Below are 14906 nucleotides of genomic sequence, written 5' to 3'. Positions count from 1 at the left end.
CAAATCCGCTTGTCCAAATGGACAGTTCGGGGGCTGCGTGCTATGGTCGCGGGCCTTCAGATCAGCCCCCTCGCCCTGTCTGGCGAGGCATGTTTCCACGAGGTCATATCATGAGCGCATTGCCAAATTGCCCGGCCTGCAATTCCGAATACACCTATGAAGACGGCATCCAGTACGTCTGCCCCGAGTGCGCTCACGAGTGGCCGAAGGATGGCGGTAACGAGGCAGCCGCAGACGAGTCCGTAATCAGGGACGCCCATGGCAATGTGCTGCAGGACGGCGATACCGTCACCGTGATCAAGGATCTCAAGATCAAGGGCTCCTCCCAGGTCGTCAAGGTGGGTACCAAGGTCAAGAACATCCGCCTGGTCGGCGGTGATCACGACATCGATTGCAAGATCGATGGCATCGGCGCCATGAAGCTCAAGTCGGAATTCGTCAAGAAGAGTTGATGCCGAGGGGTGCCGGGAGGGCCAGCCCCATCCCGGTTGCCCGATTGAATCAGTAGCTCAGCACCAGGGTCGCGCCCCAGGCAACGATCATCGAACTGATGATCACCAGGCTGATCGGGCGCCGCAGGGCGGTGTACCAGGCCGGTGCCAGCCCCTGCTTCACCGCCCAGATATCGGCGAAGTAGAGGGTGCCGAAGGCGAAGAAGAATACCGGAATGGCGAAGTTGATCGGCAGGCTGAGTGCGAACCAGCCGAGCAACGGCGGTATCACCGACAGTCCCAGCTGCATGGGCGCCTGTTCGCTGCCCTCCTCGGCCCGCATGGCCAGCCCCCAGTGAATCGCCCCCATGAAGGCGAGAATGACCGCAGCGAAGTTCAGGAACTCTTCCATTACCCATTCACGCCAGGCCTCGGGGGTCACCCACAGGCCTATGGCGCCGGTTACGAAGGGTACCAGCCCGGCAAAGGCAAATCCGACCGCCAATCCAGGGGGGCGCGTGGCATTGAAGGGGTGCATCGAAACTCCTTGGCTGTCATCAAGCGTGCCTGCCACATTATCCCTGCTGTTCCCCATCAGGCAAGCCCGCAAGACGCGTCGGTCGCGGTGGCCGGCGCCGGGGCAGCGCCTTGATCAGCCGCTTCAGACCGTGCTTCATCCGAGCCAGTTCAGTGGCTCTGCCGGCTTGGTCGCTCCCTGCATATCTCAGCCGGACCCAGGCATCGAAGAAGGCATCCAGCTCCGCCTGCTGTCGGGGCAGAGCCTGGCGTAGCCGCTGCTGCCAGGCTCGTGGCCCCTCGCCTGCCCCGGCCTGCAGCTGCAGCCGGGCCAGGCGCCGATTCAGTCGCCGCCAGGCTTTCAGCTCCGGGGCACTGGGACGCAGGTCGGGCCGCAGGATCCAGAACGCCAGCGGCAGCATGCACAGCACCAGTACCCCGAGGGATATCATTCCGATGCGCTGCCAGTCCGCGGTACCCAGCCAGCGCCTGAAGAAATCCATCTGACGCTCGCTCTGGTAGCCGATAACCCGCAGCTGCCACTGGTAGTTGAGGTCATCCCAGAGCAAGCGTGCATTGTTGACCCAGCCGATATTCCGGTAGCGCACCGCTGCCAGGCGAGCATCCTCGAGGAAGCTGCCCTCCCCGCGCAGAGCTGATTCCAGTCCGTCCTCGATACGCTCGGGGGCCACCTGAAAGGTCGGATCGAAGGATACCCAGCCCTGCCCCGGCAGCCAGGCCTCCACCCAGGCGTGGGCATCGAACTGGTGGACAAGAACATAGTTGCCCCTGGGATTCAGCTCTCCGCCCTGATAGCCCGCGACCACCCGCGAGGGAATGCCCGCCGCACGCAGCACGAAGGTCATGGCACCGGCGTAGTGGGCACAGAAGCCCCGACGGCTGTCGAACAGGAACTCATCGGTGCTGTGCCGCCCCAGGGTAGGCGGTCGCAGGGTGTAATGGAACGGCTCGACATTGAAGTGGCGCAGCAGTGCCTGCACCAGATCGGCATCGCGCGGATACTGCTGCCGCAGCTCGGCGGCGAAGGCTCGTGCACGGGGATCAAATCCCTCCGGCAGCTGCAGATGCAGACGCCTCTGCAAAGGCTCCAGACCCGCAGGCTCCAGCAGGCTGTCCAGCTGCGAGGAGGCGCTGTAGGCCATGGTCTGGCTGATCGGGCGCCGAGCCTGGAGCAGGAAGTCGCGATTGAGCACCAGGCGCTCATCCACGGTCTGCGCTCCGCGCAGACTGAACACCCAGGGCTGGTGGCTGGGCGGCACTATGACCTGATAGCGCACCGGCTCGCCCTCGGGCTGCCAGTTGCCATGGGCCTGACCGGCGGAAAGCGGCAGACGGCTCCAGTTGCGCCCGTCAAACCGGGCCAGTGTCATGGCCCGCCAGTAGAGCAGCGGCTGCGGTGGGGGTGCACCCTCGAAGGACGCGCGGAAGGCCAACTCGCCCGAGCGAGCCAGGTCGGCCACATCCGCCGGGCTCATGCTTTCCGCCAGCCCGGTACGGGCCTGGGAACCCGGGGCATTGACCGCCCATAACGGTCCCAGCCGGGGAAACACCATGAACAGCACCAGCATCAGGGGCAGTGCCTGCAGCAGAAGTACGGCGGCGGTGCGCATTGCCCGGGCCGGGTCGCTGCGCCCGGGTGTCTGCTGCAGGCCCACCAGCGCGGCCACCAGAATCAGCAGCGAGAAGCACTGAAACAGGGCCAGCGGTATGCCCTGATCGAACAGGAAGGCGGTGGCAACGATGAAGAACCCCAGGTAGATCACCACCAGCGCATCCCGGGGCTTGCGCATCTCCAGCAACTTGAGCATGAACAGCAGCAGCAACAGCATGACTGCCGAGTCCAGACCGATCAGGCTGCCCTGCGCCGCCCAGACGCCCGCCACCACGCCGGCCAGCGCCAGCGTCTGCACCAGTATTCCCGGGTAGCCCCAGCGCATCCGCTGGATCTGGATTCGCCAGCCGGCGCAGACCAGCCAGACCGCCGCCACCCACAGCGGCAGCCGCGGCAGGTGCGGCATCAGCGCAACCACCTGGGCGGTCAGCAGCCAGACCAGGGCGTTGCGCGGAATCAGGGCATGTGGCGCACTCATGCCGTCCGCCCGTACAGCGCCAGTGCGCGCAGGCAGTTGTCCCTATGTGCCGCTCCGGTGGCGGGGGCCAGGCGGGTGCCCGGGATGATCAGGCCATAGGGCTGCTGGCGCTGCTCCAGCTGCAATATCCATCCAGTCAGGCAGCCGAGCTGGTGCTCGAGGGTTGGTCCAGGGGCCTGTTCCAGGGTCAGCCACTGGCTCTCATGCTGCGGCTCGGCAAAGATCTTGCTGTGCAGCCCCTGCCCCCGGGACCAGGCCCGCCAGTCCAGGCGGCGGCGGGAGTCGCCCGGGCGGTAGTTCCGCAGGCCCTGGAAGTCGTCCACCCCCTCCGCCAGCCAGTGCTCGCCCAGCCCCTCTCCGGCTGCAGCCAGGCCGGGCAAGGGGGCGGCCACCGGACGCGGGTAAACCAGCACCTGCCAGTCCAGATCCACCAGACTCCAGGCCACGAACCAGCCGAGCGGAAAACGGGTTTCCACCCGCAACCGCCCCGGACGCAGCCAGCCACGCCGCTCGGTGGGATGATAGAGCGTCAGCGTGGTACTCAGTCCAGCCGGCACGTCCACCTGCCGACGCGCACTACCGGGCCAACCCAGCACGATGGCCTGATGTTCTCGTCGTGCCGATACCAGGGCGATACCCAGACTGGCCTCCTCGCCGCTGAACACCGGCTGACTGCCCGAGGCATGCAGCTCGAGCCCCGCCAGATTGCGGTAGGTGTGATGCAGGCCGACCCAGAACAGACTGCCAAGGGTGAAGACCACCACATAGATCAGGCTGTTCTGGTAGTTGATGGCGCCAATCAGCATGATCACCAGCAACAGCAGCAGCCCCATGCCGGCTCTGGTCGGCATGATGAAGATGCGCCTGTGATTCAGTACCACCTGACTGGACGCCGGAATGCGGCGTGTCAGCCAGCGCTGGAACAAGGCGCTGGATTGGCCGGCGAGACGACTGATCAAATCGCTGGCACCTCGGCAAGCAGACGCTGGGCCAGCGCTCCACCACCATGGCCGGCGGGATCATCGCTGGCCCGCAACCGATGATTGACCACCGCCGGGAACACCGCCTGCACATCCTCGGGGATGACATAGGCCCGCCCTTCCAGCATGGCCCAGGCGCGGGCCGCAGCCAGCAGCCCCAGGCTGGCCCGGGGAGACAGCCCCCAGGCACACAGATGACTTTCCCGGCTGCGGGTCACCAGCCGCAGAATGTAGTCGATCACCGCTTCGGTCGCCGTGACCCTGGGCACCATGGCCTGCAGGGTGAGCAGTTGCTGGCGGGTCATGACCGGCTCCAGACTGTCCAGGCGGACCCGCCCGGTCTCGCCCTGCAGCAGCATCTTTTCCGCCGCCGGCGCCGGATACCCCAGGGTCAGCCGCATCAGAAAGCGGTCGAGCTGGGATTCCGGCAGGTTGAAGGTGCCACCCTGACTGGCAGGGTTCTGGGTGGCAATCACGAAGAACGGCTGGGGCAGCGGGCGCGTCGCCCCGTCAATGGTTACCTGCCCCTCTTCCATCGCCTCGAGCAGCGCACTCTGGCTCTTCGGCGTCGCGCGATTGATCTCGTCCGCCAGTATCAGCTCGGCGAATATGGGCCCGGGGTGAAAGACGAAGCTGCCGCTGTCCCGATCGAATACCGAGGTACCCAGGATATCGCCAGGCAGCAGGTCACTGGTGAACTGGATGCGCTGATAGCTGAGTCCCATCACCCGCGCCAGCGCCTGGGACAGGGTAGTCTTGCCCAGACCCGGCAGATCCTCGATCAGCAGATGGCCGCGGGCGAGGATGCAGGCCACGGCCAGCTGCACCGCCTGGGGCTTGCCCAGCAGGACCTGATTGACGGCTTCCACTGCGTGTTTCAGGACATCCTTCATCATTACTCCAGAACCTTGTCGGTGGTGGGCGGAACGGCAGAGTGCGATCCGGCGGGCTGACGCATCTGCTGCAACCGGTTGATCATGTAACGAACGTGCAGGTGCAGCGTGTAGAGCTCATGGGCATAGGACAGCGGGACATCCACCAGGGTCAGCTCATCCTCCAGACGCAGCAGTGATTCGATTTCCTCGTCCAGCACCTTCCCTATGCCACCGCTGTGAATCAGTCGGTCCACCCGCCGCAGATGGGCATACCAGCGATAGACCCGGGCGCGCATGCGCCAGGCATAGAGCGGTCCCATGCTCTTGACCAGCGGCAGCATGATGGCGATGAAGGGAATCAGCAGCACCACGTAGCGGTCGACAATCGACGCGATCCAGAATGGCAGATAGCGTTGCAGCAGGGGCGCACCCCGTTCATGGTAATAGCTGGCCTCGGCGCTCAATGGCAGCTCCGCCGGCGTAGCAGAGGGAAACTGCCCCGGCGCGTCCAGCAGGCTGCCGTCACGCAGCACCTCGGCCGCGGAACTGAGAACCAGCGACGCCAGTGCGGGATGGAAGTGCTCGTTGATCACCAGGGTAGCTACCGGAGACAGCAGCTCGGAGGACCGGGGCGGGATGTCCCGTTGCAGATCCAGCAACCCCTGGGGAAGCTCCAGACGTTCCAGGAAGCTCAACCGCGCTGCGAGCGCCGCGGTCTGCTCGAGGCTGACCAGTTCCATCTCCGGATCGACCAGCAAGCGGCTGATGGTGCTGTTGTGTACCGGCAACACAAAGAAGGCCGCATCCAGCTCCCCCGCCTGCAGGGCCTCGAGCGAGGCCCCGGCGGCCAGTTGCTGCCATTGTCCGGTGGCCAGCGCCTGCTCACCGGCGTGCTCACCCAGCTGGCTGATGAGGCTGCTGACCACCGCCCAGGTACCTCCGCCCTCGGCCCCGACCGACACCCGGTGCTCGAACAGGTCGGTCAACCGGGAAATACCGGTACCCCTGCGCTGGAACAGCCACAGGGGCTCGTGATAGATGGCCCCCAGGGATTCAAGCCCCGCCAGTTGCGACGACTCCAGCAGGCGTGTGGTCCCGCTCTGTATCAGCCCCAGCTGGACCTCTGCGCTCCCCTCGGTCAGGCGCTGCAGGTTCTCCATGGAGCCACTGGTGCTGAGCACCTCCAGCGTCAGCCCCTGCTCGGCCAGTTTACCCCTGAGTGCGAGGCCGAACTGATGGTAGCCGCCGCTCTCGCTGCCGGTAACCATCACCAGGTGACGCGGCGGTGCCGGGTCGAGAAAGCGGAACAGCGCCCAGGCCAGCAGCAATGCCAGTGGCACAATCCACAGGTTGGTGCGCACGAAGAGCGCGGCTTGTCTCACTCCATTCATCGGGAATCTCCTTGGGCCTCCCCTGCAGTCTAAACGGCAGAGGGTGCCAGGGCCATGCTCGGCCGCGGATGTTTTGCGCAGGTGCCCGGCAGCGGCAGAGAGACAGGTCTTGCAAGAAGATTACTTTCTGGTACTGTCTATCCATACCGCTGTTCTGTCGGTTCCTGCTGCACATTCCGTTTCCGTTATTTTTATTTTTCTCTGTTTCAAAGGAGCAATGCTGTTCGCCATGAGCAAATCCCCCTCTATCGTGCTCACTCGTCTGGATATTCAACGACTGGATGAGATGCTGGATACCCTGGACGGGCCCGCCGATCTGCTGGACGCGCTTGAGAACGAGATCCAGCGAGCCAAGGTTGTGGGGCACGACCGCGTTGGTGCCGACATCGTCACCATGAATTCACGCGTACGCTTCGTCGACGAGACCAGCGGCCGCGAGATGGTGCTTACCCTGGTCTACCCGGACAAGGCCGGCACCGAAGGCACCATCTCCGTACTGGCACCGGTGGGTATCGCGCTGCTGGGTCTGAAGAAAGGTCAGAGCATCGACTGGACCGGCCCCAACGGACGCCCGCTGAAGCTCCGGATCATCGACATCGAGTATCAGCCCGAAGCCAACGGCGACTTCCATCTGTAACCCCGCGGCGACGGCCATCAGGTCAGCCGCCCTCTCTTCCGTTTCAGTTACACCCCCGCAGATTTTTCTATTTCAGGCGCCTCGTGGCCGAGTTCAAGCTCGGCCCGATCCGTCCAGTGTTCTCCCAGTTCGGCCTTGACCGAGACACCCAGTTCCTTGAAGTCGTTGACCTGCTTGACCAGGTTGCCGCGCCCTGCAACCAGCTGATTGCAGGCACGCTGATAGGCTTCGCTGGCCCGCTCCAGACTGCTGCCGATGCCGTCCATGCTGCCCAGAAAGGTACGCAGCTTGTCGTGGATCCGCGCCGCCCGCTCGGCCAGCTCGGCGGTATGCCGGTTCTGGTCCTCGAAACGCCACAGCTGGCGCACGATATTCAGACTGGTCAACAGGGTGGTGGGCGTGGCAACCAGCACGTTCTGTTCGATGGCACGCTGGAACAGGGTCTCGTCCGCCTTGAGCGCCTCAACGAAGGCGGATTCTATGGGTACGAACATGAAGACCATCTCCGGCGCGTTGAGCCCGGGCAGGTCGAAATAGCTGCGATCGGACAGTTCCCGGATGCGCTGACCGAAGGCCTGCACATGTTCGGCAAGCGCCAGCTGGCGTTCGCCCTCTTCCTCGCTGTTGATGTACCGGGTGTAGGCGTTCAGCGAGACCTTGGCATCGATGATCAGGTGCTTGCCCTGGGGCAGATAGACCAGCACATCAGGGCGCTTGCGCTGGCCCTCACTGCTGCGCAGGCTGACCTCCCGCCGGAAGTCCACCCCGGCACGCAGGCCCGATCGTTCGAGTACGTTTTCCAGTATCAGCTCACCCCAGTTGCCCTGGGTCTTCTTCTGTCCACGCAGCGCAGTGCTCAGGTCATGGGCCTCCTGGGTTATCTGGCGGTTAAGCTCCTTGAGCTGCACCAGCTCCTGCACCAGCGCCGCCTGCTGCTGGGTTTCCCGGTGGTGGATGTCCTCGACCTTGCTGCGGAACTGATCGATCTGTTCACGGAAGGGTTTGAGCAGGGCGTCCAGCGACTGCTGGCTGGTCTGGCTGAAGGCCTGACCCTTGGCCTCGAAGATGCGGCTGGCCAGCTGTTCGAATTCCAGCTTCAGCTGCTCGCGACTTTCCCGCAGCAGGGCCTGCTGTTCGTCAAAGTGCCTCTGGCGGTGTTCCAGACTGCTCTGCAGGGTGGAATGATCCACCCGCAGCTGTTCATGGTCACTCTGCAACGCCTGCAGGCGGGCCTGCAGCGCCTTGTGTTCCTCCGCCAACTGCTCACGCTGGCGCTGCTGTTCACTGGCCAGCGCGCCCAGGCGCTCGCTGCGCCGCTGCCATTCCTGGCTGCGCCGCTCGCTGTCCTCAAGCCGCTGCTCCAGTCGCTCCCTGTCCCTGGTCAGCGTTTGCAAGGATTGTTGCAGATGCTCGATGCGCACATCGACCGTGGCTTGCCCGGCAGTGAGTTCAGCCACCTGCTCTTCTCTGGCACGCAGCTGGCCCGACAGCGTGGCGAGCTGCTGCCTCTGGGCCTGCTCCCGCCGGCTCCACAGCCAGGTACTCACTCCCCAGCCCGCCAGCAGAATGGCGCTGAAAGCCGCCAGATAGATGTCAATGGTGAATGGCATGGGTATCTCCTTTGGGGGCATAGCATTACGCGCTTGCCTGCAGGGCGCAACCGTCGTCAAATTGACGCAAGTGACCACCCGGTCGCACAAGTGACGGAAAAACGTTGCACAAGTCCGCCGGTCTGCTAGCTTTAGCCCAACCATAACAAACTACGGAGATGTCAAGGTGGACCTCTCTGCACCCCGGGCCCGCCGGCTGCTGCTGGTGGACCCTTGCGAGGAGTGCCTGGCTCTGGGCCAACGCCTCGTCAAGGATGGCTGGGAAGTACACTCGGCCGCCCTCGAGGGCGTCGGCATGCCCGACAGCGACCTGGGCCTGCTCAGACTGCAGACCTCGCATGTGAAGAACCTGAAGAAAGTCAAGGCGCTGATCAATGCCACCGGAATGCAATGGGTGGTGGCTCTGCCCCACGCCCTGCTGGTCGAACCCGGCGTGGCGAAATTCATCGCGGAATGGTTTCTCGACTATCACACCCTGCCCTTCGACCATTCCCGGGTGGATATCGCCCTGGGACGGGCCTGTGGCATGGCCCACCTGCGTACGCGACACATGGGCAGCGGTCCGCGGGCGGAGCAGTTCGTCTTCGGCAACAGCGAGCAGGCGCGCCATCTGCAGCGTCTCATCGCACGCATCGCGCCCACCGACACACCGGTACTGATCCGCGGTGAAAGCGGGTCCGGCAAAGAGCTGATCGCCCAGGCCCTGCACAGTCAATCCCTGAGGCGAACCGGGCCCTTCATCGCGGTCAACTGCGGCGCCATTCCCGAGCAACTGATTCAGTCGGAGTTGTTCGGCCATGAAAAGGGCGCCTTCACCGGCGCCCATCAACGCAAGATCGGCCGGATCGAGGCTGCCGACGGCGGCACCCTGTTCCTCGACGAGATCGGCGACCTGCCCATGGAGCTGCAGGCCAATCTGCTGCGATTTCTCCAGGAAAAGCAGATAGAGCGCGTGGGTGGGCAGCACACCATACAAGTTGATGTGCGGGTACTGGCCGCCACTCATGTGGATCTGGAGGCGGCGATAGCCGACGGCCGTTTCCGCGAGGACCTGTACTACCGCCTGAATGTGCTCGAGATACGTACCACACCGCTGCGCGAGCGAGTAGCCGACATCCTGCCCATGGCCCGTCACTTCGCGCGCCTGTATATGGCCGAGATAGGTCGTCGCCCGAGAAACTTCAGTGCGGCCGCCATTCAGGCGATGCAGCGCCATGACTGGCCGGGCAACGGCCGTGAGCTGGCGAACCGGGTGCGCCGGGGAATGGTGCTCGCCGATGGCCGGGAGATCGAGGCAGCCGATCTGGGGTTGGCACCCACGCCGAGCCAGCCCCAGGGACAGCTCGCCAGTCTCGAGCAATGGGTCCTGCGGGCCGAGCGTCAGGCCCTGCAGACAGCCCTGGCGCATTCACCGGGCAACATGAGTCAGGTGGCCGAACACCTGAAGATTTCACGCCCTACCCTGTACCGGCTGCTGCGCAAGCACCAGATCCGTTGATCCATGGCCCGGCGGCAGCCGGACAGCCGCTCAGAAATAGTAGGGAAACTTCAGACTGAGGCTGAAGTCCGGCGCATCCGGGGTCAGTCCGATCGACAGGTTGGGCACTATGGTCAGCCGATCGCTGGCAGCCATGGTCATGCCGATATTGAAATAGGCGGCATTGGCGTCACTGCCATTCACGGTCTGCCAGCTGCTGCCCTGATAGCGGATCCGGCTGCTGCGACTGACCAGTTCGGAGAAGGACATGGACAGACTCATGCGCTCGTTGAGCGCAAAGGCCATGCCCAGCCCGAACTGGAAATAGTCTCCCAACTTGACCGAGCCAGGCACCCGAATGCCCTCCTGGGGGCTGATGTCGCTGAAATCCCGATCGAAATGATGGGTGTAGGCCAGATTGGCGAACACCACCGCAGGGTCCAGCGTTTTCACCACCGCAAGCCCGGCGGTAGCCGCCCATACACCGTTACCGGTGGGCAGCGAATCGGGAATATTCAGGTTGTCGTTGTCCGCCTGCCGCTGCAGCTTGATGCCGTAGGGGTGGCGCCCGGTGGGAGCCTTGATCCGCAGACTGGCCACCGCATCCGGCCAGGATGGTCCTTCGTCGAGAAACTTGTAGGACAGTCCGAAGCTGACATCCCCGATGTCCGGGTCCCCCTTGACCGTGGCCTCGCTGTAACTGGTACTGGCGCCGCCGGCACCCGCCGATTGGTAGGTGGTTTCGCGGTAGACAAAGGGGACGTTGATTTCGAACTGCCAGCGCTGTCGCCAGTTGTACCGTGCGGTCAGGTCGAAGGTGAAGGTGTCGGCGTTGATCTCGTCGACGCCGAGGTTGCCGAGGAAGATCGCATCCAGGGCCAGGAAGCCATTGAGGAAGAGCTGCTTGGTATCGTAGTGGCTGTAGGTGAAGCCGGGCTCGATGCTGAAACGGCCACCGCCGAAAAAGCCGCTGGCCTCCTGGTAAAGGGCTTCGACGCTGGGGGCCGGTTCGGAATCCTCCCGCAGGGCCTGCCCATAGCCTGCCCCGCTGCCGCCGGATGCCGCAGAGCCGGTCGCTCCGGCACTGGCCACCTGGGGGCGGCCGGGTGGCTGTCGAGCCGGTTGCGCGGCACTGGCAGCCCCCTCCAGCTGACGCAGCCGCTGCTCGAGAATCATCAGCGCATTCTGCTGCGCTTCATATCGCTGGCGCAGGACTTCAACCTCCCGGCGCAGCTCCTCTTCAGTCTGGGCAACCGCGGGAACACTGGCTGCCATGCACGCTAACAGCACCAACCCTGCCGATCTGCGCATGATGCATCTTCCTTGTCACGTATTGGAGTTGTCAGAATCCCATGGGCCGCAGGGCGCGGAGCTGCTCCAGGGTACAGTTGGCGAAGTCAAACCCGAGGGGCAGATCCCTGAGTCCCACATTCAGCGTAGCCATGTTTCGCACAGTATTGAAATCACCTGAGAAATTTGCCTGCTGGATCACATTGCCAGCGCCGATCTGCTGAAGCGCAGCGCCCTGGCTGCCGGCGTCCACCAGAATCTTCAATCCGCCTCCCTGCTGCGCCACCAGCACTCGGCCTGCCTCATTGGTAAAGGTGCCGGAGCCGGTCCAGGGTACGGCACCGTTGTCCGGTTCAAGTTGCCCACCCTCCCGGGAAATGACGATCTCGAGATTATTGAGGCCGTCGTTGAAGTCGCCGGCGCTGCGCACGCTCTGGGAAATGCCCTGGACATCCCGCAGGCCCGCGCCCCCCACTACCTGCCCGGTGCCCGGTGGCGGCGAGGCGACTTCCGGGTCGGATTGACCTGACAGGTCGGTGACATAGAGGCTCGGCTGGGCCTTGCTGTCGAGCTGGAAGGTCACGCCGGCACCCACGGTCTGGCCGGCACTGTTCGCCCAGACACTGCTCATGGTCACGCCGAAATGGACGATGCGGCCAGGCATGACATAGCGACCACGCAACTCGCTCAGCTCCGCATCACTGACCTCGGCGGGGCGGAACGGACTGGCGGCCTGGGCGGGAAGGCTGAACAAGAGGCATGCTCCGATGAGCCATACAAGGGTTTTCATGATCTTCTCCCGCTATCGGTTCTCAGAAAAAGTCGCTCTGCAGAAAACCAAACTCCATCAGCTCGGCATCCTTGACGGGGCGGAATCTGTTCAGGCGGTGTCGAGCGGTCAGCGGCTCAGGAGGATCCAGCAGCGCATTCTCCCTGTTGTAGCCGGGACCGATCACGGCAAACACGATGCCGTTCCAGCCACTGGCGAAGTCCTCAATGGACATCTTCTTGTGTCCCAGGACCGGATCGCCGATATATACCCAGTCGTCGCTGCTCACCTGCATCACCACAAAGTGCTTGTAGCCCCGGACATCCAGCAACACTATGACCGGTACCTTTACCTCTTCCAGCTGCTCTGGCTGAAGCCGGTAGCCCCGTGCTCTGAGTCCCAGGCTTTCGGCGTAGCGCTTCATGTCCAGCATGGAAAACCCCATGCGCTGAACCAGTTGCGGGTCTGCCTCGGCGAGCATGCCTTCGATTACCTGCTCCTCGCTGAAATTCCAGCCGTAGGCTTCATTCAGCAGGGTGGCCATGGCGGCTGCGCCGCAGCTGAAATCGGTCTGCTGCTGGACCAGATTGGCAAATCGCCGCTCGCGCATGCTTTGCACGGATTTGAAGGCCAGTCCTCCCCCGGGCAGGATGGCCAGGGGTTTGGGGGCAGCATGGGCGCCGAACTGAGCCAGGCCAAGAACCATACTGACCAGGACCACGCGCATGCAGAAACTCATATATAAATATCCCTGAAAAGGAAGCCCGGGGCTCAGCCCCGGGCTCGACAACCCTTACGGGCAGCCCTGACAGCCTGCCGCGATGGACAGGGTGTTGCTCTGCTGGTTGGCACCGCCTGCGGCGATGTTCACCCCGGCATTACCGGAGAAGCCGTTAAGCGAGCTGACCAGGTTGGCATTGTTCTCCACATCCAGGTTTCTCGACGGCTGAGTGGGCTTGGGCGGCTTGGGCTGCCAGCCAGTAGTGGTAGCACTGAGGGTGTCGGTATCCACGCCGTTGTAGGTATCGCCGGCGACGGCGACCTGCAACACCTCGATGCTGGCTTCAGCGTTGGCGGCTTCAGACGCGTTGGCAATGGCCGCGTCGTTCTTCTGCTGGTTGAAGGCGCCGGCAGCGACGTTCAGCCCCAGGTTACCGGAATAGCCATTGGCCACGGTGTCTACCCCGGCGTTGTTGGTCACGTCCTGGTTGAGCAGCGAGTTGCCCCCATTGACCTGCAGCACACCGACACTGGCCACAGCACCGAACACGAAATCGGCATCCGCGTCGGCGGTGGAAATCGCCAGTGCGTTGGCCTGCTGGTTGGTATCACCGGACACCACGTTCACTCCCGCATTACCGCTGCCCCCATCCAGAGAGCTGGCCACGCCGGCGTTGTTGGTAGTGCCCAGATTATCTACGCTGTTGCCCAGACTGATCTGTGCATCAGATACGGAGGCACTGGATACGCCCTCACGCGGCTCTACAGGAGTCGGTTTCGGGGGCTTCGTCTGGCCTGCCAGAGCACCCAGCGAGAGGGAAGCGGCAACAACAAAGGCGATCGCACTAATCTTGTGTTTGGTTTTCATGACCTGAATCCTTGTATGGCTTTCATTTTGTGTTTACTACTTCTTACTACTCCAGGATCCGGATGCCGAGGTTGTTGACCATACGGTTTCCAACCCCGGCAGCCTGATTCAGCTGAACCACCCCGCGACTGTCGGCGAACGCCTGATCATCGATCTCGACCTGACGCTCCCCCGCCCCGTGCGGCCCTGCAGCTGACGGGTAGGACGAACCCGCGGTGGCCTGTGCCAGACCGCTGTCGTCCAGGCTCTCGGGGCGCACTCCCGCACCCACCCGAAAGCTGTTGATCTGTTGATTGGCTGCTCCAGCCCCCTGGTTCACCCCCAGGACCCCTGAGCCGCCACTGAAGGCATTGCCATGAATACCGGCGCGCATGTCATCCGCACCCAGTGCCTGCGGCAGCGCACCGAGCTGCTGCTCGACGCGGATGGACGGGTCCGTCCCCGGAGAGACAGCCCTGGCATTGACCTGCTGATGCAGCTCCCCCGCCGCCTGGTTGAGCATGAGCACGCCGGAGTACCCTGCAGCGCTGGAGCCTATGGTCGCGGTGCTGTCGGCGCCCACACCGAGGGCTGCCAGCAGCGCCGAGCAGGCAATCAGGACCGCCAGCGATGACCTGCGGCTCATTTGCCCAGCCCCTGCAGGGGGCGCAACCCCTGATTCACGCTGCGATTGATTTCGCCACCGACACGCCCGACGTTACCCGTGGCACGCCCCACACTGCCGGCGCCCGCGGAGCCTGATACTCCCAGCCCGGCCCGGCCCGGTGCCTGTCGGTCGGCCTGCAGCACCGGCTGATCGAATAGGTGTACGCCATTGGCCAGGCTGCTGCCGCTGCTCACCCCGGCGAAATCGGCGTCCGACAACTCGCCGGGCAGCCGAGCACCCTGCACTGCGCTTCGCACCTGAGCCGAGTGGTTCGGGTTGGCGGTCTGCGGGTTGGGATCCGGCACCAGCTCCTGCCGGGTGGCCGAGCGGGGCTGGACATCGCGGGTAAGCACTATTTCACCGTCAGCAGCACGGACTGGCAGCTGGGTGGCGATGCAGATGAACAGGCCGATGAAACAGACCAGCAACTGTGGAATCAGCGAAGATAATTGGGTGCCCATTGTTTTGTTCCCTGATTGATCTGGAACCGATGCGTCCGCTTGTCGAAGCAAGAGAGCAACCCCTGTGCCAGATCAGGAATTCATAAGCAGATCAATGACTTGGAAGCGATGTAAGCGATCTCTT

Annotated in this window: 15 protein-coding genes; 3 read left to right on the top strand and 12 right to left on the bottom strand. The window is 63.7% G+C overall.

Translation table 11 applies throughout. The features are described from left to right. The first annotated feature begins 110 nt into the window (after positions 1 to 110). Entirely contained in the window at positions 111 to 452 is a 342-nt protein-coding gene (locus BM046_RS08360) for a zinc ribbon domain-containing protein YjdM (RefSeq protein WP_090538634.1), read from the top strand. Between the two features lie 49 nt (positions 453 to 501). Here the strand turns inward: BM046_RS08360 and BM046_RS08355 are convergent, their stop codons facing one another. From BM046_RS08355 to BM046_RS08335, 5 genes are read right to left on the bottom strand one after another with little or no spacing between them, the layout of a single operon-like run. Continuing rightward, on the bottom strand, positions 502 to 969 hold the full coding sequence (locus tag BM046_RS08355; protein ID WP_090538633.1) for a DUF3429 domain-containing protein: 468 nt from the start codon (positions 967 to 969) through the stop codon (positions 502 to 504). Between the two features lie 37 nt (positions 970 to 1006). After that, positions 1007 to 3058, bottom strand: a complete 2052-nt coding sequence (locus BM046_RS08350) for a transglutaminase TgpA family protein (RefSeq protein WP_090538632.1) — start codon at positions 3056 to 3058, stop codon at positions 1007 to 1009. Continuing rightward, on the bottom strand, positions 3055 to 4017 hold the full coding sequence (locus tag BM046_RS08345) for a DUF58 domain-containing protein (RefSeq protein ID WP_235818602.1): 963 nt from the start codon (positions 4015 to 4017) through the stop codon (positions 3055 to 3057). The genes BM046_RS08350 and BM046_RS08345 overlap by 4 nt, the downstream gene beginning before the upstream one ends. Next, entirely contained in the window at positions 4014 to 4931 is a 918-nt protein-coding gene (locus BM046_RS08340; RefSeq protein ID WP_090538631.1) for an AAA family ATPase, read from the bottom strand. The genes BM046_RS08345 and BM046_RS08340 overlap by 4 nt, the downstream gene beginning before the upstream one ends. Before the next feature lie 2 nt (positions 4932 to 4933). Continuing rightward, entirely contained in the window at positions 4934 to 6304 is a 1371-nt protein-coding gene (locus tag BM046_RS08335) for a TAXI family TRAP transporter solute-binding subunit (protein ID WP_090538630.1), read from the bottom strand. 229 nt (positions 6305 to 6533) lie between these two features. Between BM046_RS08335 and rnk the strand changes: the two genes are divergently transcribed. Beyond that, a complete protein-coding gene (gene rnk / locus BM046_RS08330; RefSeq protein WP_090538697.1) occupies positions 6534 to 6941 on the top strand; it encodes a nucleoside diphosphate kinase regulator in 408 nt (135 codons plus the stop codon). Between the two features lie 47 nt (positions 6942 to 6988). Here the strand turns inward: rnk and rmuC are convergent, their stop codons facing one another. Then, the gene (gene rmuC, locus BM046_RS08325; RefSeq protein ID WP_090538629.1) at positions 6989 to 8551 is read right to left on the bottom strand and encodes a DNA recombination protein RmuC; all 1563 of its coding nucleotides are present in this window, start codon (positions 8549 to 8551) and stop codon (positions 6989 to 6991) included. A gap of 166 nt (positions 8552 to 8717) precedes the next feature. Here rmuC and BM046_RS08320 point away from each other — a divergent pair, with 166 nt between their 5' ends. Then, complete coding sequence (locus BM046_RS08320) at positions 8718 to 10049, top strand: sigma-54 dependent transcriptional regulator (protein ID WP_090538628.1); 1332 nt, start codon at positions 8718 to 8720, stop codon at positions 10047 to 10049. A 30-nt stretch (positions 10050 to 10079) separates the two neighbouring features. Here BM046_RS08320 and BM046_RS08315 read toward each other — a convergent pair whose 3' ends face one another. From BM046_RS08315 to BM046_RS08290, 6 genes are all read right to left on the bottom strand, one after another. Beyond that, the gene (locus BM046_RS08315) at positions 10080 to 11339 is read right to left on the bottom strand and encodes a TonB-dependent receptor (RefSeq protein WP_090538627.1); all 1260 of its coding nucleotides are present in this window, start codon (positions 11337 to 11339) and stop codon (positions 10080 to 10082) included. A gap of 31 nt (positions 11340 to 11370) precedes the next feature. Further along, entirely contained in the window at positions 11371 to 12108 is a 738-nt protein-coding gene (locus BM046_RS08310; RefSeq protein ID WP_143084170.1) for a hypothetical protein, read from the bottom strand. Positions 12109 to 12130: 22 nt separating this feature from the next. After that, a complete protein-coding gene (locus BM046_RS08305; protein ID WP_090538696.1) occupies positions 12131 to 12814 on the bottom strand; it encodes a C39 family peptidase in 684 nt (227 codons plus the stop codon). 66 nt (positions 12815 to 12880) lie between these two features. After that, a complete protein-coding gene (locus tag BM046_RS08300; RefSeq protein ID WP_090538625.1) occupies positions 12881 to 13675 on the bottom strand; it encodes a hypothetical protein in 795 nt (264 codons plus the stop codon). 46 nt (positions 13676 to 13721) lie between these two features. Next, complete coding sequence (locus BM046_RS08295) at positions 13722 to 14300, bottom strand: hypothetical protein (protein ID WP_090538624.1); 579 nt, start codon at positions 14298 to 14300, stop codon at positions 13722 to 13724. Continuing rightward, positions 14297 to 14782: a hypothetical protein gene (locus tag BM046_RS08290; RefSeq protein WP_090538623.1), complete on the bottom strand. Its 486-nt coding sequence runs from the start codon at positions 14780 to 14782 to the stop codon at positions 14297 to 14299. The genes BM046_RS08295 and BM046_RS08290 overlap by 4 nt, the downstream gene beginning before the upstream one ends. Positions 14783 to 14906 lie beyond the last annotated feature (124 nt).

The sequence above is a fragment of the Halopseudomonas formosensis genome, from assembly GCF_900115905.1.
GTDB classification, from domain to species: Bacteria; Pseudomonadota; Gammaproteobacteria; order Pseudomonadales; family Pseudomonadaceae; genus Halopseudomonas; species Halopseudomonas formosensis.
Note: the sequence above shows the minus strand (reverse complement) of the source record. Positions and strands in the feature narration are given on the sequence as shown.

What these genes read in the sequence shown, in the direction of transcription:
- BM046_RS08360 (WP_090538634.1), top strand. Translation starts at nt 111, where the DNA reads ATGAGCGCATTGCCAAATTGCCCGGCCTGCAATTCCGAATACACCTAT.
- BM046_RS08355 (WP_090538633.1), bottom strand. Translation starts at nt 969, where the DNA reads ATGCACCCCTTCAATGCCACGCGCCCCCCTGGATTGGCGGTCGGATTT.
- BM046_RS08350 (WP_090538632.1), bottom strand. Translation starts at nt 3,058, where the DNA reads ATGAGTGCGCCACATGCCCTGATTCCGCGCAACGCCCTGGTCTGGCTG.
- BM046_RS08340 (WP_090538631.1), bottom strand. Translation starts at nt 4,931, where the DNA reads ATGAAGGATGTCCTGAAACACGCAGTGGAAGCCGTCAATCAGGTCCTG.
- BM046_RS08335 (WP_090538630.1), bottom strand. Translation starts at nt 6,304, where the DNA reads ATGAATGGAGTGAGACAAGCCGCGCTCTTCGTGCGCACCAACCTGTGG.
- rnk (WP_090538697.1), top strand. Translation starts at nt 6,534, where the DNA reads ATGAGCAAATCCCCCTCTATCGTGCTCACTCGTCTGGATATTCAACGA.
- rmuC (WP_090538629.1), bottom strand. Translation starts at nt 8,551, where the DNA reads ATGCCATTCACCATTGACATCTATCTGGCGGCTTTCAGCGCCATTCTG.
- BM046_RS08315 (WP_090538627.1), bottom strand. Translation starts at nt 11,339, where the DNA reads ATGCGCAGATCGGCAGGGTTGGTGCTGTTAGCGTGCATGGCAGCCAGT.
- BM046_RS08310 (WP_143084170.1), bottom strand. Translation starts at nt 12,108, where the DNA reads ATGAAAACCCTTGTATGGCTCATCGGAGCATGCCTCTTGTTCAGCCTT.
- BM046_RS08305 (WP_090538696.1), bottom strand. Translation starts at nt 12,814, where the DNA reads ATGCGCGTGGTCCTGGTCAGTATGGTTCTTGGCCTGGCTCAGTTCGGC.
- BM046_RS08300 (WP_090538625.1), bottom strand. Translation starts at nt 13,675, where the DNA reads ATGAAAACCAAACACAAGATTAGTGCGATCGCCTTTGTTGTTGCCGCT.
- BM046_RS08295 (WP_090538624.1), bottom strand. Translation starts at nt 14,300, where the DNA reads ATGAGCCGCAGGTCATCGCTGGCGGTCCTGATTGCCTGCTCGGCGCTG.
- BM046_RS08290 (WP_090538623.1), bottom strand. Translation starts at nt 14,782, where the DNA reads ATGGGCACCCAATTATCTTCGCTGATTCCACAGTTGCTGGTCTGTTTC.